At 71.1% G+C, this 19,480-nt stretch carries 17 protein-coding genes and 1 tRNA gene; 8 read left to right on the top strand and 10 right to left on the bottom strand.

Annotation, left to right across the window (positions count from 1 at the left end):
- Nucleotides 1-26: 26 nt before the first annotated feature.
- Together ACIGEP_RS14205 and ACIGEP_RS14200 are read right to left on the bottom strand one after the other, a co-directional pair.
- The gene (locus tag ACIGEP_RS14205; RefSeq protein WP_396662279.1) at nucleotides 27-1,067 is read right to left on the bottom strand and encodes an LLM class flavin-dependent oxidoreductase; all 1,041 of its coding nucleotides are present in this window, start codon (nucleotides 1,065-1,067) and stop codon (nucleotides 27-29) included.
- A 74-nt stretch (nucleotides 1,068-1,141) separates the two neighbouring features.
- Nucleotides 1,142-2,002, bottom strand: coding sequence for an SDR family oxidoreductase (locus ACIGEP_RS14200; RefSeq protein ID WP_396662278.1), 861 nt, complete (start codon nucleotides 2,000-2,002; stop codon nucleotides 1,142-1,144).
- A gap of 108 nt (nucleotides 2,003-2,110) precedes the next feature.
- Here ACIGEP_RS14200 and ACIGEP_RS14195 point away from each other — a divergent pair, with 108 nt between their 5' ends.
- The 4 genes from ACIGEP_RS14195 to ACIGEP_RS14180 are packed head-to-tail and all read left to right on the top strand — an operon-like array spanning nucleotide 2,111 to nucleotide 5,331.
- On the top strand, nucleotides 2,111-2,473 hold the full coding sequence (locus tag ACIGEP_RS14195; protein WP_396662277.1) for a winged helix-turn-helix transcriptional regulator: 363 nt from the start codon (nucleotides 2,111-2,113) through the stop codon (nucleotides 2,471-2,473).
- 35 nt (nucleotides 2,474-2,508) lie between these two features.
- Complete coding sequence (locus ACIGEP_RS14190) at nucleotides 2,509-3,447, top strand: aldo/keto reductase (RefSeq protein WP_396662276.1); 939 nt, start codon at nucleotides 2,509-2,511, stop codon at nucleotides 3,445-3,447.
- A 40-nt stretch (nucleotides 3,448-3,487) separates the two neighbouring features.
- On the top strand, nucleotides 3,488-4,219 hold the full coding sequence (locus tag ACIGEP_RS14185; protein WP_396662275.1) for a sulfurtransferase: 732 nt from the start codon (nucleotides 3,488-3,490) through the stop codon (nucleotides 4,217-4,219).
- Nucleotides 4,220-4,251: 32 nt separating this feature from the next.
- A complete protein-coding gene (locus ACIGEP_RS14180) occupies nucleotides 4,252-5,331 on the top strand; it encodes a DNA glycosylase AlkZ-like family protein (protein ID WP_396662274.1) in 1,080 nt (359 codons plus the stop codon).
- 1 nt (nucleotide 5,332) lies between these two features.
- On the opposite strand, the gene ACIGEP_RS14175 is transcribed toward ACIGEP_RS14180, so the two are convergent.
- From ACIGEP_RS14175 to ACIGEP_RS14155, 5 genes are all read right to left on the bottom strand, one after another.
- Nucleotides 5,333-8,329, bottom strand: coding sequence for an alpha-mannosidase (locus ACIGEP_RS14175; RefSeq protein ID WP_396662273.1), 2,997 nt, complete (start codon nucleotides 8,327-8,329; stop codon nucleotides 5,333-5,335).
- 39 nt (nucleotides 8,330-8,368) lie between these two features.
- Nucleotides 8,369-9,250, bottom strand: coding sequence for a carbohydrate ABC transporter permease (locus tag ACIGEP_RS14170; protein ID WP_396662272.1), 882 nt, complete (start codon nucleotides 9,248-9,250; stop codon nucleotides 8,369-8,371).
- Nucleotides 9,247-10,191 carry a carbohydrate ABC transporter permease gene (locus ACIGEP_RS14165; protein ID WP_396662271.1) on the bottom strand — a complete coding sequence of 315 codons (945 nt, stop codon included), beginning with the start codon at nucleotides 10,189-10,191 and terminating at the stop codon, nucleotides 9,247-9,249. Before ACIGEP_RS14165 ends, ACIGEP_RS14170 begins: the two co-directional genes overlap by 4 nt.
- A 4-nt stretch (nucleotides 10,192-10,195) precedes the next feature.
- A complete protein-coding gene (locus ACIGEP_RS14160) occupies nucleotides 10,196-11,554 on the bottom strand; it encodes an extracellular solute-binding protein (protein ID WP_396662270.1) in 1,359 nt (452 codons plus the stop codon).
- A gap of 110 nt (nucleotides 11,555-11,664) precedes the next feature.
- A complete protein-coding gene (locus ACIGEP_RS14155; RefSeq protein WP_396662269.1) occupies nucleotides 11,665-12,897 on the bottom strand; it encodes an ROK family transcriptional regulator in 1,233 nt (410 codons plus the stop codon).
- Between the two features lie 101 nt (nucleotides 12,898-12,998).
- Between ACIGEP_RS14155 and ACIGEP_RS14150 the strand changes: the two genes are divergently transcribed.
- A complete protein-coding gene (locus ACIGEP_RS14150; RefSeq protein WP_396662268.1) occupies nucleotides 12,999-13,517 on the top strand; it encodes a GNAT family N-acetyltransferase in 519 nt (172 codons plus the stop codon).
- Between the two features lie 20 nt (nucleotides 13,518-13,537).
- On the opposite strand, the gene ACIGEP_RS14145 is transcribed toward ACIGEP_RS14150, so the two are convergent.
- Nucleotides 13,538-14,344 (bottom strand): hypothetical protein, encoded by an 807-nt coding sequence (locus ACIGEP_RS14145; protein WP_396662267.1) that lies wholly within the window; start codon nucleotides 14,342-14,344, stop codon nucleotides 13,538-13,540.
- 146 nt (nucleotides 14,345-14,490) lie between these two features.
- Here ACIGEP_RS14145 and ACIGEP_RS14140 point away from each other — a divergent pair, with 146 nt between their 5' ends.
- From ACIGEP_RS14140 to ACIGEP_RS14130, 3 genes are all read left to right on the top strand, one after another.
- Nucleotides 14,491-14,937, top strand: coding sequence for an SRPBCC family protein (locus ACIGEP_RS14140; RefSeq protein WP_396662266.1), 447 nt, complete (start codon nucleotides 14,491-14,493; stop codon nucleotides 14,935-14,937).
- Between the two features lie 73 nt (nucleotides 14,938-15,010).
- Nucleotides 15,011-15,787, top strand: coding sequence for an isocitrate lyase/phosphoenolpyruvate mutase family protein (locus tag ACIGEP_RS14135; protein ID WP_396662265.1), 777 nt, complete (start codon nucleotides 15,011-15,013; stop codon nucleotides 15,785-15,787).
- A 61-nt stretch (nucleotides 15,788-15,848) separates the two neighbouring features.
- Nucleotides 15,849-15,940 (top strand) — tRNA-Ser (locus tag ACIGEP_RS14130).
- A 54-nt stretch (nucleotides 15,941-15,994) separates the two neighbouring features.
- On the opposite strand, the gene ACIGEP_RS14125 is transcribed toward ACIGEP_RS14130, so the two are convergent.
- Both ACIGEP_RS14125 and ACIGEP_RS14120 read right to left on the bottom strand, forming a co-directional pair.
- Nucleotides 15,995-18,235, bottom strand: coding sequence for a DUF3488 and DUF4129 domain-containing transglutaminase family protein (locus ACIGEP_RS14125; RefSeq protein WP_396662264.1), 2,241 nt, complete (start codon nucleotides 18,233-18,235; stop codon nucleotides 15,995-15,997).
- Nucleotides 18,225-19,472: a DUF58 domain-containing protein gene (locus ACIGEP_RS14120; RefSeq protein ID WP_396662263.1), complete on the bottom strand. Its 1,248-nt coding sequence runs from the start codon at nucleotides 19,470-19,472 to the stop codon at nucleotides 18,225-18,227. Before ACIGEP_RS14120 ends, ACIGEP_RS14125 begins: the two co-directional genes overlap by 11 nt.
- Between the last annotated feature and the right edge of the window lie 8 nt (nucleotides 19,473-19,480).

Below are 19,480 nucleotides of genomic sequence, written 5' to 3'. Positions count from 1 at the left end.
GTGCGGGTCCGCGTCGACGCTCTGGTTCAGGTCGTCGCGACCGCGTGCGTCGGCGTCCAGCCGAGCGACGGCGCGACGTACCGGGCGAACGACTCGACGAGACGCAGGTTGAACTCCACGCCGAGCTGGCTCGGGATGGTGAGCATGAGGGTGTCGGCCTCGCGGACGGCGGCGTCGTGCTGCAGCTGCTCGACGAGCTCGTCGGGGGTCCCCGCATAGGTCTTGCCGAAGGTCGACCGCATGCCGTCGATGATTCCGATCTGGTCACCGTCGTTGCGGCCGCCGAAGTACATGGCGTCCTCGGCCGTCGTGATCGGGAAGATGCTGCGGCTCACCGAGACGCGCGGCGTGCCCGCGTGTCCCACTTCGCGCCACGCGGCGCGGAACGCGTCGATCTGCTCTGCCTGCAGGATGTCGAACGGGCGACCGTCGGCGGAGGTCAGCAGGGTCGACGACATGAGGTTGACGCCCTTGCGTCCGGCCCACTCCGCGGAGTCGCGATTGCCGGCGCCCCACCAGATGCGGGAGCGGAGCCCGGGGGAGTGCGGTTCGATCCGCTGCAGACCCTGACCGCCGCCGAACGGGCTGTGGGGGTCGCGCTCGGCGAGCCCCTCGCCCTCGACGGCGCGCAGGAACAGATCGAAGTGCTCGCGGGCGAGGTCTGCGCCGCGCGGGTCGGTCGACCCCGTGTACCCGAAGGTCTCGTAGCCCCGGATGACGCTCTCGGGTGACCCGCGGCTCACGCCGAGCGCCAGTCGCCCGTCGCTGATGAGGTCGACGGCAGCCGCCTCCTCGGCGAGGTACAGCGGGTTCTCGTAGCGCATGTCGATCACCCCGGTCCCGACTTCGATCCGGGACGTGCGCGCCGCGATCGCGGCGAGCAGCGGCAGGGGCGAGGCCTGCTGGCGGGCGAAGTGATGCACGCGGAAGTAGGCGCCGTTCACCCCGAGCTCGTCCATGCCCTGGGCGAGGTCGATCGCCTGCAGCATGGAGTCGCCGGCGGTGAGCTCGCGGCCTCCACCGAGGGGGCCGTAGTGGCCGAAGGACAGCGTTCCGAAGCGTTGCATAACCGTCACAACAGCGCGGCCGCGGCATCCATTCCGATGAATATGGATGCCGCGGCCGCGGCCGCGCGGATGTGTCAGCTCGCCGGTGCCAGGGCCCGCAGGGCCTCGGTCCACGAGGTCGTCGGCCGCCCGATGAGGTCGGTCAGATCCGACGAGGCGACGTCGAGCACGCCGCGGGAGATGTCGGTGTCGAGCGTGACGACGAACCCGACGGTGCCCTCGTCGAGACCGAACGACGCAAGGCGTGCCGCGAGGTCGTCCGCTGTCACCGGGGTGTACACGACCTCGCGGCCGAGCACCTCTCCCATCGCGGCGGCGATGTCGCTGTAGGTGGCCCGGGGGCCGCCGAGCTCGTACGTCCGGCCGAGGTGCCCGTCCTCCAGGAGCACCACCGCCGCGGCCTCGGCGTAGTCCGCGCGAGCGGCCGCCGCCACGGCGCCGTCGCCCACGGCTGCCGAGAGCACCCCGGTCTGCGCGGCGGTGGCGAGGTCGCCCGCGTAGTTCTCGATGTACCAGTTGTTGCGGAGGATCACGGCGGGCAGGCCACTGGCGGTGATGGCCTCCTCGGTGGCCTTGTGGTCGGGCGCGAGGATCAGGTCGCTCGTGTCGGCGTGCGTCGCGCTCGTGTACACGAGCTTCGCGACGCCGGCCCGGGCTGCCGCGTCGATCACGTTCCGGTGGCCCTCGAGGCGGCCGCCCGGCTCGGAGCCCGAGACGAGCAGAACGGTGTCGACGCCCTCGAGGGCGGCGTCGATCGACTCGGGGACGGTGTAGTCGAGGGGGACGACACGGACGCCCTTGTCGGCGAGATCGGCCGCCTTCGAGACGGTGCGGGCGCCGGCGACGATCGTGTCGGGTGCGGCGCCGCGAGCCAGCAGTGCGTCGACGACGAGGTGTCCGAGGTGGCCGCCGGCGGCGGTGACGAGGATGGTCATGGCGAGTCCTTTCGATGATCACGCGGTGCGCGCGACAGCCGAGACAACCGCCGGATGGGCCTCATGCATTCCGCTGGGAGGGTACCCACTTTCAGGTAAGCTGCTGACATGTCGGTGAGTTTCGAGCAGATGCGGCAGGAGACGCCCGGGATCTTCAGCGAGGCCTGCCCGTCCCGCGTCGTCCTCGACCACGTCATGAGCAAGTGGGGGGTCCTCGTCCTCCTGGCACTGACCGACGGCACGCTGCGATGGGGGGAGCTCCGACGCAGCGTCGACGGCATCAGCGAGAAGATGCTGGCCACCACGCTCCGCACCCTCGCCGCCGACGGGATCGTCGAACGCACCTCGTACCCGGAGGTTCCGCCGCGCGTCGAGTACTCCCTGACGCCCCGCGGACTCGAGATGATGGAGCGGGTCATGCCCCTCATGACATGGATCCAGGCGAACGCCGACGAGATCGTCGCGCGCTGAGCCCCGGCATCCGGACCCGTGTCAGGATCGAGATCATGACTGTTCTCGGTTCCAGCGATCTGAACGTGTTCCCCCTGTCGCTCGGCGGCAACGTCTTCGGCTGGACGGCCGACCGCGATACGTCCTTCGCCGTCCTCGACGCCTTCACCGCCGCGGGTGGGGACTTCATCGACACCGCCGACGTCTACAGCGCGTGGGTCCCGGGCAACTCGGGAGGCGAGAGCGAGACCATCATCGGCGAGTGGATCGCCTCGCGCCGGCCCGAGGGTGTCGTCGTGGCGACCAAAGTCTCGAAGCACCCGGAGTTCCCCGGGCTGTCGAAGGCCAACATCCGCGCGGCCGCCGAGGCCTCGCTCGCGCGGCTGGGTGTCGACACGATCGACATCTACTACGCGCACGCCGAGGACGAGAAGACCCCGCTCGAAGAGACGGTCGCCGCCTTCGGCGAGCTCGTCGCCGAAGGACTCATCCGCTATCCCGCGGTCTCGAACTTCTCCGCCACGAGCACGCGTGAGTGGGTGCGTCTCGCACACGAGCAGGGCGTCGCCGCGCCCGTCGCGACGCAGCCGGCCTACAACCTCGTCGACCGCGCGGTCGAGCGCGAGGTGGTCCCGGCGGCGGACGAGCTCGGCCTCACCGTGGTTCCCTACTACGCCCTCGCGAGCGGATTCCTCACCGGCAAGTACCGCTCGGCCGACACGTCCGCGCAGTCCTCGCCCCGTGCCGGATCCGCGGCGAAGTACGCGACCCCCGACGGGCTCGCGGTGCTCACCGCCCTCGACGAGGTCGCGGCCGCGCACGGGGTCGCACCGGCATCCGCGGCCCTCGGTTGGCTGCGGGCGATGGGTGCCGTCCCGATCGCCTCCGCCTCGCGCGTCGAGCAGGTCGAAGGGCTGATCGCCGGCGCGACGCTCGAACTGACCGCCGACGAGGTGGCCGCGCTCGACGCCGCCTCGGCGCCGTTCGTCGGCTGACCGCCGAGGACGGATGCCGCCGGTCGCCTAGCCTGTACGGGTGGCATCCGTCCTGAACATCTCCGCCTACCTCTTCACGCCGATCGCCGACCCCGCGTCGCTGCGACCCGTGCTGCGGGAGCGGGCCGTCGCGCGGGGTCTGCGCGGCACGATCCTGCTGGCCGAGGAAGGCATCAACCTGTTCCTGGCGGGGGCGGCCGAGGAGGTCCGCGGTTTCGTCGACGAGCTGCGCACCGACGAACGGTTCGCGTCGCTGACGACGAAGGAGAGCTGGTCGACCGACCAGCCCTTCGGCAAGATGCTCGTCAAGCACAAACGCGAGATCATCCGGATGGACCGTCCCGCCATCCGTCCCGCGGCGGGCCGTGCGCCGGCCGTCGACCCGGTGACGCTTCGTCGGTGGCTCGACACCGGTCGCGACGACGACGGCCGAGAGGTCGTCCTGCTCGACACCCGCAACGCCTTCGAGGTCGATCACGGCACGTTCTCGGGGGCGCTCGATTGGCGCATCCAGAAGTTCACCGAGTTCCCCGATGCCGCCGCGGCGCACCGGGACGAGCTCGTCGGCAAGACCGTCGTCAGCTTCTGTACCGGCGGCATCCGCTGCGAGAAGGCGGCTCTCGTCCTGCGCGAGGACGGGATCGACGCGCGTCAGCTCGAGGGCGGCATCCTCGGTTACTTCGAGCACGTCGGCGGCGACGGGTTCGACGGGGAGTGCTTCGTCTTCGACGGACGACGCACGGTCGACGCAGGTCTGCAGCCCACCGGCTGACCCGCGTCGGAGGCGGGCGCTAGCCTCGAGCCATGCACCGGCTCACGAGAGACGAGGCGCGCCGCATCGCCGTGCGCGCGCAGCTGCTCGACGCGGACCGTCCCGGCGACGTCGTCGAGGTCGCCGAGCAGATCGCGGCGATCAAGATCGACCCGACGGCGGTCCTCGCCCCCAGCGAGCACGCCATCCCCTGGTCGCGCATCGGGTGGGCCTACGAGCCGGGGCAGCTGTCCAAGGCCGTGGAGGGCGACCGGCTGCTGTTCGAGTACGACGGGCACTTCCGGCCGGCATCCCTTCTGCCCGCTCTGCGGGCGATCATGCCCGGCCGCCGGCTCGGGGGGTCGACGCGCCAGTACCTCGAGGCGAATGCGGCGTTCCGCGCCGACATCCTGCGGCGCCTGGGCCGCGAGGGGCCGCTGCAGGCGTCTCAGATCCCCGACACCAGCGTCGTCCAGGCGAAGAACGAGAGCGGCTGGTACGGGGCGAACCAGGTGCCGCGCATGCTCGAGCTGATGTCGTACCTCGGCGATGTCGCCATCAGCGGGCGCGTCGGACGGCAGCGCGTGTGGGACCTTCCCGAGCGGGTCTACGGCGGGATGGCCGCCGAGATGGACCCGGCCGCCGCCGAAGAGGTGCTGGCGGCTCGGCGTCTGCAGGCGCTCGGCATCGCGCGCGAGAAGTCGTCGTGGTCGGGCGTCGGCACGGCCGGCGAGGCGGCCGAGGTCGAGGGCAGTTCGTGGCGCTGGCGGGTCGACCCCGACGCGGTGGCGGGGCTCAAGGACGACCCGGGCGGTCGTGCCGCGCTCCTCAACCCGTACGACCGCATGCTCTTCGACCGGCCGCGCCTGACCGAGCTGTTCGGGTTCACCTACGTCCTCGAGCAGTTCAAGCCGAAGAACCAGCGGGTATACGGCTACTTCGCGCATCCGATCCTCGTCGGCGACCGCTTCGTGGGGCTCCTCGACGCCGCGCTCGACAAGAAGAAGGAGAATCTCGTGGTCACCGCCGTCCACGAACTCGTCTCCTTCGACGACGACGAGCGCGAGATGGTGCACGCCGAGGTCCGGGACCTCGGCGAGTGGCTGGGGGTCCCGGTCCGCGGACTCGACTGAATCAGCGCGCCAGACGCAGCGTGACGAGCTGGAAGGGCGACAGGTCGAGTCGCACGGCGTCGCCGGCGGCCTCCTGCAGCGCCGTCGAGGCGATGGGGCGCTCGAGCAGGTCCGTCTGCACGACACCGCTCGTCGAGAAGCCCGGGGTGAGGTGCGCCGTCCGCGTAGATCCGAGCGCCTCGTACAGGCGGACGATGACGTCGCCGGATCCGTCGTCGGCGAGCTTCACGGCTTCGACGACGACACCGGGGTCGTCGAGCTCGAGGAGCGGGTCGACCTCGTGCGCACCCTGCAGGCGGACGGCGGGCAGGTTCAGGCGCAGCCCCTCGCCGATCGCCGCCGCGACGGTCGCGGCCGGCAGCACCGACAAGTGGAACTCGTGCGCGCCCTGGTCGGCTTCGGGGTCGGGGAACAGCGGTGCCCGCACGAGGGTCACCCGCGCCACCGTCCGCGCGCCGCCGTCGGCGCCGGGGGCGCGCTGGATGTCGTGCCCGTACATGGCATCGTTGGCGATCGCGACGCCGTACTCGCCCTCCGCGACGCGGATCCATCGGTGCGCGACGGTCTCGAACCGGGCGGCATCCCATGTCGTGTTCACGTGGACCGGCCGCGACACGTGACCGAACTGGATCTCGGACTCCGCGCGCTCGGCGCGCACCCGCAGGGGGAACGCGATCTTCAGCATCTTCTGCCGTTCCCGCCAGTCGAGCCGGAGCGACACCTCGAGCGCACCGGAGTGCGGGTCGACGCGGTACCGCTGCTCGGCATGAGATGACCCGAACCGGCGACGGACGACGAGGTCGGCACCGTCGATAGCGATCTCCTCGACTGTGTCGAGGAGGGTGCCGAGCGCACCGTCCTCGACGTCGATGTTCCACGCGTCCCAGTCGCGGGGGGTGTCGCGGAACAGGTGCAGCGCACCGCCCGGATGGGCGGGGTCGATGAGTTCGCGCCCCGTCGCGAGGTCGACCGCGCCGACGACGAGCCCGCGTGCGTCGATCGCCCAGTCGAACCGCGGGTGCCGGAACCGCCATCCTTCGCTCTCCCGTTCGGGCAGGACGGGCAGAGCGGATGCCGCGGCTCCGACTCCGAGCCCCGGCGCTCCCGCCATCGCGACCGGGGCGGCATTCGCCGCGAGCGCCTGGTCGCCGTCGCCGACGAGCGAGCGCAGCGCGGTGTCGATCAGCTCCTGCAGCTCACCCGCGACGCGCGCGTAGGTGGCTTCCGCCTCCTGGTGCACCCATGCGATCGAGGTGCCCGGCAGGATGTCGTGGAACTGGTGCAGCAGGACCGTCTGCCAGATCGCCCGCAGCCGCTCCGCAGGGTACGGCGCGCCGGTGCGGACGCTGTCGAGCGTCGCCCACAGCTCGGCCGCCCGCAGCAGGTGCTCGCTGCGCCGGTTGCCGCGCTTGGTCCGCGCCTGCGCGCTGTACGTGCCGCGGTGGTACTCGAGGTACAGCTCGCCCGACCACACCGGTGGGGTCGTGTACTCGGCCTCGGCGTCGCGGAAGAACTGCGCCGGCGAGCCCAGGCGAACCCTCGGCGACCCCTCGAGGTCGGCCGTGCGGCGCGCAGCTGCGATCATCTCGCGTGTCGGCCCGCCGCCGCCGTCGCCCCAGCCGAACGGGACGAGGGAGTGCGAGGCGTGCGCTTTCTCGGCGAACTGACGTTCGGCGCGAGCGAGCTCGGCCGCCGACAGGTCCGAGTTGTAGGTGTCGACCGGCGGGAAGTGCGTGAACACACGGGTGCCGTCGATGCCCTCCCAGAGGAAGGTGTGGTGCGGCATGCGATTGGTCTCGTTCCACGAGATCTTCTGCGTGAGGAACCAGCGGGAGCCCGCCGCGGTGATGATCTGGGGGAGCGCGGCGGAGTAGCCGAACGAGTCGGGCAGCCACACCTCGAGCGGCTCGATCCCGAACTCCTCGAGGAAGAAGCGCTTGCCCTCGATGAACTGGCGGGCGAGGGCCTCGGACCCCGGCATGTTCGTGTCGGATTCGACCCACATCCCCCCGACGGGGGCGAACCGGCCCTCGGCGACGGCCCGCCGCATCCGCTCGAACAGCTCGGGGTAGTGCTCCTTCATCCAGGCGTACTGCTGCGCCGACGAGGCGGCGAAGACGAAGTCGTCGTCGGTGCGCATGAGATCGAGCACGTTGGAGAAGGTGCGAGCGACCTTGCGGACGGTCTCGCGGACGGGCCACAGCCAGGCCGAGTCGATGTGCGCGTGACCGACGGCGGTGAGCTGGTGGGAAGAGGCGGATGCCGGTGCCGCGAGCACGGCACGCAGCTCGGCACGCCCCGCCGCGGCCGTCCCCGCCACGTCATCGGGGTCGACGGCGTCGACGGCGCGACCGAGGGCCGCCAGCACACGGACGTGGCGGGTGCGATCGGGGTCGAGCTGGTCGACGAGTCCGCGGAGCGTCCAGACGTCCTGCTGCAGCTCCCACACCGTCTCGTCGAGAAGACCGAGCTCGAGGCGGCGCAGCCGGTAGATCGCTTCGGTGCCCGCCGTCCGCTTGTCGCCGAGCGGTGTGGCGGTGTAGGTGAAGGCGCCCGCGACGCTGGGGTTTCCGGCGGCCTCGATCCACAGGTCGATCTCGTCGGCCTCCACGGGAACGGCGGTGTTGCGCGGCTCGACCGCTTTCACGATCGACCCGTCGGGACGGAAGACGAGGGCCTCCGCCTGGAAGCCCGGACCCGATCCGTCGAAACCGAGGTCGACGACGATCTCGGGGCGGGTGCCCGCCGTCTCGCGCCAGGTCGCCGGGACGCGACCCGTGACATGGAACCACACGGTGCCCCACGGCTTTCCCCACTCCCCGCCGACGGGGAACGGGGCATAGTCCTGACCGATCGCCTCGGCGAACGAAACCGGCTCGTCGGAGACCTCCCACGCCTCGATCGTCAGCGGCGCGGTCTCGCGGTAGACGGCGGGGGGCAGCCGGTCGCGCACGAGGCGGTCGATGCGCTGCAGGGCCAGGTGGTCGTTGCGGTGCATGCGGATTCCTTCGGGATGGGGGCGGCGGAGGTCTGCGGGTCAGCCTTTGACGGCGCCCGAGAGGGCGAACGTGCCCCCGAGGCCGCGCGTGACGAGGAGGTAGAGGCCGAGGACCGGGATCGAGTAGAGCAGGGAGTAGGCGGCGAGGCGGCCGTAGGCGACGGTGCCGTACTGCCCGAAGAAGGCGTAGATCGAGACGGCAGCAGGTTGCCAGTCGGGAGTGAGCAGGAGGACGAACGGGACGAAGAAGTTGCCCCACGCCTGCAGGAACACGAAGACGAACACGACGCTGAGAGCGGGGCGCATGAGCGGGACCACGATGGTCCAGAGGGCGCGCATGGCGCTCGCCCCGTCGACCCAGGCCGCCTCCTCGAGGCTCACGGGGACGGAGTCCATGAAGTTCTTGGTCATCCACAGCGCCATCGGCAGTGCGCTCGCCGCGAGGAAGAGGGCCACGGCCCACGGCTGGTTGATGAGCCGCACCTGCACGAACAGGCTGTAGACCGGCACCATGATCGCGGTGATCGGCAGGCAGCTCGCGAAGAGCACCGAGTAGAGGAACGGAGCGTGGAACCGCGACCGGTAGCGCGAAAGCGGATAGGCGGCGAGGACGGATGCGACGACCGTCACCGCAGCCGCCCCGGTGGACAGCAACAGACTGTTCGCGAGGGGGCGCAGCGTCAGTTCGGGCGTGAGGACGTCGGCGAAGTTGTCGAGGGTCGGACGCGTCGGCCACGCCACGCGATACGTCGCCGCGGAGTCGATCGAGGCGAGGACGACCCAGGCGAGCGGGGCCGCGAACAGGATGCCGATGACGATGAGGACGAGGTTCGCCCAGAATCGGGTCGCCCCGCGTCGCGGTGCGGCGACACTCGGCAGACGGAGGGAACGCTGCGCGTCGGTGGTCGTGGCGGCGCTCATCGGAGGCCGCCCCGACGTCGCAGTGACACGACGTACGCGATCGAGAAGGTGGCGCCGAGGGCGAGCATGACGATCGCGATCGCGTTGCCGTAGCCGATGTCCCCGAACGAGAAGGCCTCGCTGTAGGCGAGGACGGGAAGGGTCCGGGACAGGTCGCCGGGGCCGCCCTTGGTCATCACCCAGATGAGGGTGAACACCGAGAGGGTCTGCAGCGTCGTGAGCAGCAGATTGGTGAAGATCGTCCCCGAGATCATGGGGAGGGTGATGTACCGCAGCCGCTGCCACGTGCCGGCACCGTCGATCATGGCCGATTCGGTGACCTCGGGGTCGACGTCGTCGAGCGCCGCCCGGTAGATCATCATCGAGAACGCGGTGCCCCGCCACGTGTTCGCGAGGATGACCGCCAGCAGCGGCAGGGCGTAGAGCCAGTTGGGTCCCTGCACCCCGAACAGTGCCAGCGCGCCGTTGAGGGTGCCGTCCGCGGACAGGAAGGCATAGCCCACGAAGGCCGCCACGATCTCGGGTAGCACCCAGGCCGTGACCACGAGGACCCCCACCGTCCCGGCGACGATCCGGTTCCCCGCCCGGAACAGGACGGCGAGCAGCAGGCCGAGCACGTTCTGTCCGATGATGGCCGAGCCGACGACGAAGACGACGGTCAGCAGGATGGACAGCGGCAGCACCGGGTCGGTGAACAGCCGTGCGTAGTTGTCGAGACCGATGAACTCCGGCTTCGCCGCCCCCACTCCGGTGAGGGCCCGGTCGGTGAACGATCCGACCGTCGCCCACACGATGGGTCCCGCGAGGAAGATCAGCAGCAGACCCACGGCGGGGACGAGGGGGAGTGCGCGCGCCGGCGAGAGGCGCATACCGACCCGACCGGGGGCGCGCCGGCGGGGCGGCGCGCCGTGATCGGGCAGCGGGGCGAGCGTCGCGGTCACAGAGTCATCCGGTGGTGACCCCGTCGTCGCCCACGATCTCCCGCACGGCGTCGTCGTAGGCGGCTGCCGCTTCGGCGGGGGACTGCTGCCCCGTGATGACCGCCTCGGTGGCCTGCTGCGCGGCGACCGAGATCTGCGGGTAGTCGCTGGTGGCCGGCCGGAAGTGCGTGACCGAGACGGCATCCGTCACGGCGCCGACGAACGGGTTCGACTCGAGGTACGACGGATCCTCGGCGACGTCCGTGCGTACGGCGATCTGCGCGTTGTTGATCGCGTACCAGAGCGCATTCTCCTTGTTCAGGACCGTCGTCATGAACTCGAACGCGAGATCGGGCACGTCGGTCTGCGCCGACGCCGCGAGCGTCCACCCACCGGACATGCTGACCCCGCCGGGCTCTTCGCCGTCCTGCGTGGGGAACAGCGCGACGCCCATGGCGTCGGTGTACTCGGGCCACGGATACTGCCCGCCCTCTGCCCAGAACGACGGCGTGTAGGACCCCTCGACGGTCGCTCCCAGCGTGGCCTTCGGGAACCACTCGCCGAACACGGCCTGCCAGACGTTCGGATCCAGGGCGCGGTCGGGGCTCACTGCGTAGCCCTCGTCATAGAGGGTCTGCAAGAAGGTGAGCGAGTCGATGAAGCCCTGCGATCCGACGACCCACTTGCCCGAGGAGTCGTCGTACAGACCTGTTCCCTCGCCGGTGCCGTAGAGCAGCTCATAGAAGCTCTGCATCACGGTGCCCTCACCGGTACCGGTTCCCGCATACATGTTGAACGGGACGACGTCGGGCTGGCTCTCCTTGATCGCGGCGGCGGCGGCCAGGATGTCGTCCCAGCTCTGAGGCTGCCACGGCGTCGCGATGCCCGCCTTCTCGAGGACGTCCTTGCGATACCAGATCACGCGCGTGTCGGTGCCGAGCGGAAGGGCGTAGATGCCGCCGTCCTCACCCGCGCCGGCGCTACGGCCCGCCTCGTCGAACATCGCCCAGTCATCCCACTCGCCGAGCCGGTCGTCGAGCCCCAGCAGGTAGCCCGCCTCGACGTCGCTGCGGACGGTGAAGGTGTCCTCGTAGAAGACGTCGGGTGCGGTGTCCGGCGAGGCGAGCGAGAGCTGCAGCCGGGTCTTGTAGTCGTCGTCGGTCGCGGTGATCGGCTGGAGATCCACGGTGATCCCGTCGTGCGACGCCTCGAACTCCGTCTTCGCCTTCTTCATCAGGGTGTCGAGCACCTCGAACGAATCGGTCTTGGCGTACACCACGGTGACGGTGTCGCCGCCCGTGCCGTCGTCGGCGGAGCAGCCGCCGAGGAGGAGGGCGGCGGCGGATGCCGCTGCGACGGACGTGACGATGGTGCGAGCTCTCACGGTGCCCCCTTGCTCCGGATCGTGGTGGCCGCGCATGTCGACCGGACACGGTAAGTCAAACGGATGGACATAGAGGAGTCAAGACGCCCGGAGGCGGCAGCGGACCGAGGTCACGCAGACGGCACCAGCAGCGATGTCGGGCGAGGGGTGAGGGCCTCGTCGAGGATCAGGCAGGCCGCACCGATGGCGCCGACATCCGACCCCAGGGCGGTGCCCGCGACCGTGAGGGGATGAACGCCGCGGGCCACCCGCATCTCGTCCAGGAGGGCGGGGATCGCCGCGGTGAAGGTCGGGCCGACCCGGTCCCACAGGGGGCCTCCCATGACGATGCGGTCGACGTCGAGGAGGTTCGAGATGACCGCGAGGGCACGGGCGACGTGCACGGTGCAGCGTTGCATCAGCTCCCGCGCGCCGTCGTCGCCGTCGTCGGCGAGTCGGACGAGCCGCGTGAGGGCGGCATCCACCTGCGTCGGCTCGTCGCACTCACGTTCGCGCTCCAGGACGCCGCGGCGTTCGGCCTCCTCGACGAGGGGGAGGGGGGCGCACGTGACGGCGATGCATCCGCGAAGACCGCAGGCGCAGGGTGGGCCGTCGGGATCGACGACGATGTGCCCGATCTCACCCGCGTTGCCCGACCCGCCGCGGACGACCTCATCGCCGACGACGAGGCCCACTCCGAGGCCGGTGCCGAGGTAAAGGAACGCGAAGTTCGGAGCGCCGCCGGGCGCGGCGACCCACTTCTCGGCGACGGCGGCCGCCGTCACGTCCTTGTCGAGCATGACGGGGAGACCGGTGGCCTCGGCGATCGCGTCCCGGAGCGGCACGTTGTCCCAGCCGAGCAGGTTCGGTGGGTCCACCACGATCCCGCGCTCGGCGTCGATCGGACCGGGCGCGGCGATGCCGAGCCCGACGATGCTGCTGCGGTCGATCCCGGACTCGGACAGGACCCCCTCGATGTCCTCGATGAGCACCGCGACGGTGTCGGAGGGGGCCTGCACGCGGGGGGTCGCTCGCGCGTGGCGGGCGACGATCTCGCCGTCGATCGCGAGCACGGCGACCGTGATCAGTCCCGGGTCGAGGTGCACGCCCACCGCGTAGCGGCTGCTCCCGACGAGTCGGAGCGTGGTGCGGGGCTTGCCGCGTCCCGAACTCGTCCGGCCGGCCTCCTGGACGATCCCGGCGTCGAGCAGGCGCTGCACGATGTTCGACACGGTCTGCGCGGACAGACCCGTGGCATCGGCGAGCTCCACGCGGCTATGACCGTGGGACCGGCGGATCTGGTCCAGCACGACAGCCTCGTTGTAACCGCCGACGCTGGGTTGATTGGCGCCGCGTCTGGCCATGGATGAACCTGCTTTGCTCCGGGGGTGCGCTGGCTAGAGCGTAGCGCGCCCCGTGAGGGGCGGCGACGCCGCGTCAGTGGGGGCGCCGCTACATTCGAGTCATGGCATCCTCCTCCACGCTCGCGGCACGCACCCTCGACGACGGCGGCGTCCTCCGGGCCGCTACGCCGGGCGACGAAGCCGGCATCCTCGCGGCCATCCGCGCCCTCGCCGTCTACGAGCGCGAGCCGGATGCCGTGCAGAACACGGTCGGCGATCTCACCGCCACGCTGTTCGGCGACGACCCCAAGGCGTTCGCGCACGTCATCGAGCGCGACGGGGGCATCCGTGCCATCGCGGTGTGGTTCCTCACCTACTCGACGTGGACGGGACGCCACGGCATCTGGCTCGAAGACCTCTTCGTCGACGAGGCGGACCGCGGTCGCGGCTACGGCACGGCGCTGCTCGCCTCGCTCGCCACCATCGCCCTCGAGCGCGGCTACCCGCGACTGGAGTGGACGGTGTTGGACTGGAATGCGCCCGCCGTCGGCTTCTACCGCTCGATCGGTGCAGAGGCCATGGACGAGTGGACGACCCAACGGATGACCGGCGACGCGCTGGCCGCCCTCGCGCAGCGCTGACCGGCAGCCGGCCGGCCGGGTCAGGACAGCGGCGTGATCGAGACCGGCTCGCCGAGGCCCGACAGCTGCTGGGTGAGCGTCGCGGTGCGACCGAGGAATCCCGTGGTCGACTCGGCCGCGACGGGGCGGTAGTCCTCGGTGAGCCACAGGGTGTAGGCGTCCACCGGGATGTCGTACCACGAGTACGCGGCGGTGCTCTCGATCCGGTAGGCGTCCACCGCACCGTCGGGCGTCTCGACCGATTCGGGTGCCGCAGAGACGCGCCAGCTGTCGCTGCCGCCGATGAGGTCGCCGATGAAACCCGGATCGGCGAGGACCCGGTAGATCTCGGCCGTCGCGCCCGCCTCCTGCTGTGCGGGTTCCGACGCATCGACGTCGGCGACGACGGGTCCGTTCCCGTCATCGAGCAGCATGACGCCGTCGACGAAGCTGATGGATGCCGGTCCCGCACCGGTCTCGAGGTCGCCCCGGAACTCGAACATCGGGTCGTAGTGATAGACGACCGTGCCGGCGAGCTCGTCCCCCGAGATCGTCAGCGTGCCGCTGTCGTACCGCACGAGCACGGCCTGGATGCAGGGGCCGAGATCGGAGCCCGCCACCGTCCCGGATGAGAGGTCGACGCTCTCGCATTCGACCGGCGTCTCGACGGCGGGCGCGGCCGTCGCGGGCGTCGGAGCCGGAGCGGCGGATGCCGACGGATCGCCGGGCGCGGACGCTGCTCCCGACGGGCGGACGCTCGGCTCCGGAGCCGGGTCGCCGGAGCAGCCGGCCAGGGCGAGCACGAGAACGGCCGATGCGGCGAGCACGGGAAGAGCAGGGGTCCGCACGGTGGGGCTCCTTGCGTGGACTGGGCGGGAGTCGCGATCGAGCCTAGCCGTCCGTTGTATCGGTCGGATGTCGCCGATGCAAGCCCCTGGAAGCCGCTTGCCGGTGACCCCGATCATTGCGTCACGAGCACGACGAGAGGAAATCCATGGCCAGCATCATCCAGACCGTCGACGTGAGCGTGCCGGTGTCCACCGCCTACAACCAGTGGACGCAGTTCGAGTCCTTCCCGCACTTCCTGAGCTACGTGCAGTCGATCACTCAGCTCGACGACACCACGAACCGCTGGAACGTCAAGATCGGCGGTGTCGAACGAAAGTTCACCGCGCGCATCACCGAGCAGCACCCCGATGAGCGCGTCGCGTGGAAGAGCGACGACGAGGATCACGCCGGCGTGGTCACCTTCCACCGGCTCAGCGACACCGAGACGCGGGTCACCGTGCAACTCGACTGGAAGCCCGAGGGCTTCGTCGAAACCGTCGGTGCCGTGTTCGGCGTGGACGACCACGCCGTGAAGAAGGATCTGCAGAAGTTCAAAGAGTTCATCGAATCCCGCGGCGCTGAGACCGGTGCCTGGCGAGGCGACGTGGGGTGAGCGGACGGCCCGTCCATCCGCTCGCGGCGGCCCGGTGGTGCATTCCACCGGGCCGTCGTGGCACGGTGGGAGGATGACCACCCTCTCCACCCAAGGCCGCGCTCGCCGCCTTCGTGAGCTCCACGCCGCCCCCGAGATCCTCCGAGTCGTCAACGTGTGGGACGTCGTGTCGGCCCGCGCCGTGCTGGCCCTGCCCGAGACCCGCGCGATCGCGACCGCGGGACACTCCATTGCGGCATCCTTCGGCTACGACGACGGCACGATTCCGCTCGAGACGACGCTCGACATGGTGGGGCGCATCGTCGCCGTCGCCGGCGACGTCCCCGTCACGGCAGACCTCGACGACGGATACGCCGACACGGGCGACACCACCCGACGAGCCGTCGGCGTGGGGATCGTCGGGGCGAACATCGAGGATCGCCTGCGCCCGGTGGACGAGTCCGTCTCGCGGGTGGCTGCCGCCGTCGCGGCGGCCGAGTCCGAAGGTGTGCCGTTCGCACTCAACGCCCGCACCGATGCCTTCGTCCGCGCCGCCGGCCGTCCCGTCGAGGAGTCGATCGCCGACGCGATCACGCGCGGACGCGCCTATCTCGACGCCGGAGCGGATGTCGTCTTCGTCCCCGGGGTCCTCGACGCCGAGACCACCTCCCGCCTCGTGGAGGGCATCGGCCGTATCAGCGTCATCGGACTGCCGGGCGCCCTCACCGCCGCCGAGTACGAGAAGCTCGGCGTCGCCCGCATCTCGTACGGCCCGCTGACGCAGCGCGTCGCCCTCACCGCGTTCCAGGACGTCGCGGCCGATCTCTACCGCGACGGGGCGATCCCCGAGGGCACGCGCGCCCTCAACTGACGACGGATGCCGAGGCCCCGGGCGCGGGCCGGGTGGAGCCTGCGTGGTAGGCTCTCCCGTTGGAAGCGTGTCCGAGCGGCCGAAGGAGCATGGCTGGAATCCATGTAGGCGGGGTAACTCGTCTCGCAGGTTCAAATCCTGTCGCTTCCGCCAGATCGAAGCCCCGTACCGAAACGGTGCGGGGCTTCGTCGTTCCGCGCGGGCGGCTCAGCGGGGGAGCGGAGCGTCCTCGGCGAAGGTCGAACCCGGGCGGATGACCAGGGAGCGCGGGAGGAAGCGTGCGATCCGGCGACGCGGCGGCGCGACCGCCGAGTAGAGGCCCGCGCGGACCGCCGCGGCATCCGTCGCCATCGCCGCCCCCTCGTCGCCGAACGAACCCGGCGGGGCGTAGCTCGCGCGTTCGACGGCGTCGACGAGTCGGTCGACGGCGGCGGCGGGAGCGCCGTGGTGGCGACGCAGCCGGAACCCGAAGGCGCGCGGCGACTCGGAGTCGGGGACCGGGATGCCGAGATCGATCGCCGCATCCTGCACGAGTCGCCATGCCGCGACGGGGCTGCCGCTGCGCGCCTGTGCGAGGCGGCGGCGCGTGACCGCGGCGCTCGCGAGGGCGGGCAGGGCGAGCACGGCGAGGATCGCCGCGACGATCCCGACGACGGGGAGTGCCCGCGTGAGGGATGCGGTCGACGTGGGCGTGGTGCCCGCCGTGGGGTCGTCCTCGGGTCGCGGCGCAGCGGACGCGCTCGAGGTCGGCTGCGGGCTCGAGCTCGCCGTCGGCTGCGGTTCGGGCTCATTCGAGCCGTCGTCGCCGGAGGAGAAGCGCTGCGCCGTGCCCAAACTCTTGGTCGGCTCGAAATCGACCCAGCCGATCCCCTCGAAGAAGACCTCCGGCCAGGCGTGCAGCTGCGCTGTCGTCGCCTGGTAGACCCGCTGGTCGTCGACGACGTCGCCCGTCGCGTTGCCCGGGAGGAATCCGACGACGACACGCGAGGGCATGTCGAGGCTGCGCGCCATGAGGGCGAAGGCCGAGGCGAAGTGCACGCAGTAGCCGGAACGCACCTGAAGGAATCGGGAGACGGCCTCGACGCCCGGCCCGTCGAAGCCGTCCTCGACGGGGGCCTCGAGCGAGTACTCGAAGTCGGTGCCCCGGAACCATGTCTGCAGCGCCAGCAGCCGGTCGTAGTCGGTGGTGGCATCCGCGGTCACCTCGGCCGCCAGGGCGGCGATGTCGTCCGGGGTCTCCGCCGGGAGTCCTCTAGCCTCGTCGGGACCGCCGCGCGCCGAGGAGGCCCGGGCCTGCTCGATCGTCGGTTCGGGAGTGCGGGTCACGACCTCGAAGCGCTGGCCGCGGGCTGCCGACGAGGGCGAGACGACCGTGCCGTTGTCGCCCGCGATGCGCCACGCGCCGCTGAGGCCCTCGAACGACACCGCGTCGGCCGGGACGGGAAGCTGCGCCGACGACAGGTCGAGGACCTCGACGGTCCGCGAGGATTCGACGATCTCGATCCCCTGTGCTGCGGAATCCTCGGGCGCCCACTCCTCGACGGGGACGGTGCGGGTCCGGTCGGGCCGCCACGACCCGCCCTCGAGCTCGGTGAGGGTGGCGACCCGCAGGTAGGTGGGCCCCCCGCTCGCGCTCCACTGCCGCACGACGGGCACCTCCGCAGGGCGCCGCAGGTCGTCGCCGAGATTGAGGCTGGGATCGATCCTCGTGCCGCCGCCGAACCCTCCGGCGGGCGCGACGGCCGTGGGCAGGACCGGCGCGACGATAACGGCGATGACGACGGCGGATGCCGCGATCACGGCCGCGACGCCTCCGACCCCGCCCCGGGGCGCGGCGGGCTGCAGAGCGCGGTGCCGCGCGCGTGTCTCGGTCCGCATGAGCCAGAGGAGCGCGAGCGCCAGGAGGGTGAACGCCCACAGGTCGACCGCGCGCGGGACAGCGATGGTGGGGATGAGCCAGACGGCGATCAGTGCGACTCCGCCGAGCAGCGGCATCCGCGCCGTGAGGACGACGTGGTCGAGCGCGATGGTCAACAGGCCGACGGCACCGACGATGAGGAAGGTCAGCGATGCCGAGGCCTGAAGTGGCGCGACGCCGACGGTGATGTCGGAGCTCGCGATCTCGAGCAGCCGCGGCACGCGCGCGAACGCCTCGCCGGACGGGATGACGAGCAGCCAGGCGACGTCGGAGAAGAAGACCGCCGTCATGATCGCCGTCCACAGCGCCAGCAGCACGAGCGTGACGACGCCGGCCACGAGGCGGATGCGACGCAGCAGGTAGCCGGCCGCGAGGAGGAGGCCGGACAGCACGAAGGCGAGAGCCGCCCAGGCGCCGCCCGCGATCACCGAGAACAGCGGGACGAGGGCGGCGGCGATCGCCAAAAGGAGCGCGACCGTCGAGGGGCCGTCATGTCGGGGACGCGCCGCGTCGAGCCGGTCAGCCGACATGACCGCGGCTCTCGCTCAGACCCGCCATGCCCGACCACAGCGCATCCATCTCGTCCTCGGGTTCGAGGCGATGGACGCGCCAGCCGCCCTCCCGGGCTACTCGCAGCGCCTCGGCCGACCCGCCGAGGGTGAAGAGCACGGGGAGGCTGCTGTGCGTGACGATGGGCAGGAGCGCCGCGGCGTCGTCCGCGTCGATCTCCCCGGTCGCGATCACGACGGGGCCGAGGGTCGTGCCGGCGAACAGCGTCGAGAGCGTGCGGAGGTTCCCGTCGCGCCGCGCGGTCAGGGTGGCGAAGCCGGTCGTCAACGCCTCGAGCGCGGTCGAGTCCCCTCCGTCGAGGGGGTCGACGAGTTCGGATCCGTCGACGTCGACGATCGCCACGCTGTACCCCTCGTGCACGAAGCGATGAGCGGCTGAGACCACGATCGAGACCGCCGCTTCGAAGCCCGCGTCCTCGCCGGGGGAGCGCAGGGCGTCACTGCTCCAGCGCGCGACGCTCCGGTCGAAGACGATCACGGCCTCGGGGTTCGACTCCCGTTCCTCCTGGCGCACCATGAGCTCGCCGCGGTGCGCGCTGGCGCGCCAGTGGATCCGCCGCATCGAGTCGCCGGGCGCGTACACGCGGGGGATGAGGTTGTCGGCGCCCTGGCCGAGCTTGTCGGTGACGGACTGCATGGTGCCGCCCGCCGCGCCGGGGAGTTCCTCGAACGCCTCGAGCGGAAGGACGGCGGGCGCGATGGTCAGCGGGACGGTGCCGCCCAGCTGCTGCCGCCGCCGGGTCAGACCGAAGGCGTCGGTCGTTTCGACGACGAGCGGTCCGATGGGACGCACGCCCCGCCGCCGAGCCTGCACCCGGTAGGCGATGTCGACGCTGTGACCGCCCGAGACGAGTCCCGATCGCAGAGCGGGATACACGCCGTTCGGCTCCCCCTCGACCCCTCGCGGCAGACGGTCGTGCCAGGTGCCGACCGCTGTCGGGAGCACTGTGCGCGCCTCGACGCGGGCGCGGACGTCGACCTCACCGCCGACACTCGCCACAGCGGGGGCGAACGATCGCCGCACGCCGTCGTCCCGGTGACCCAGCCACAGCGAGGCGAACGAGACGCCGACGGCCGCCATCAGAAGCATGCCGAAGAAGATCAGCGCGGGCACCGAGAACATCTGCGCCAGCACGAAGCTGGCGAGCGCGATCAGGACCGCTCCGGTGCCTCGAGGGGTCAGGGGCCATCGCGTCATGTCGTCGC

This window comes from Microbacterium sp. NPDC077663, from assembly GCF_044542795.1.
Lineage (GTDB): Bacteria > Actinomycetota > Actinomycetes > Actinomycetales > Microbacteriaceae > Microbacterium.
This window is presented reverse-complemented; position numbering and strand designations above follow the sequence as displayed.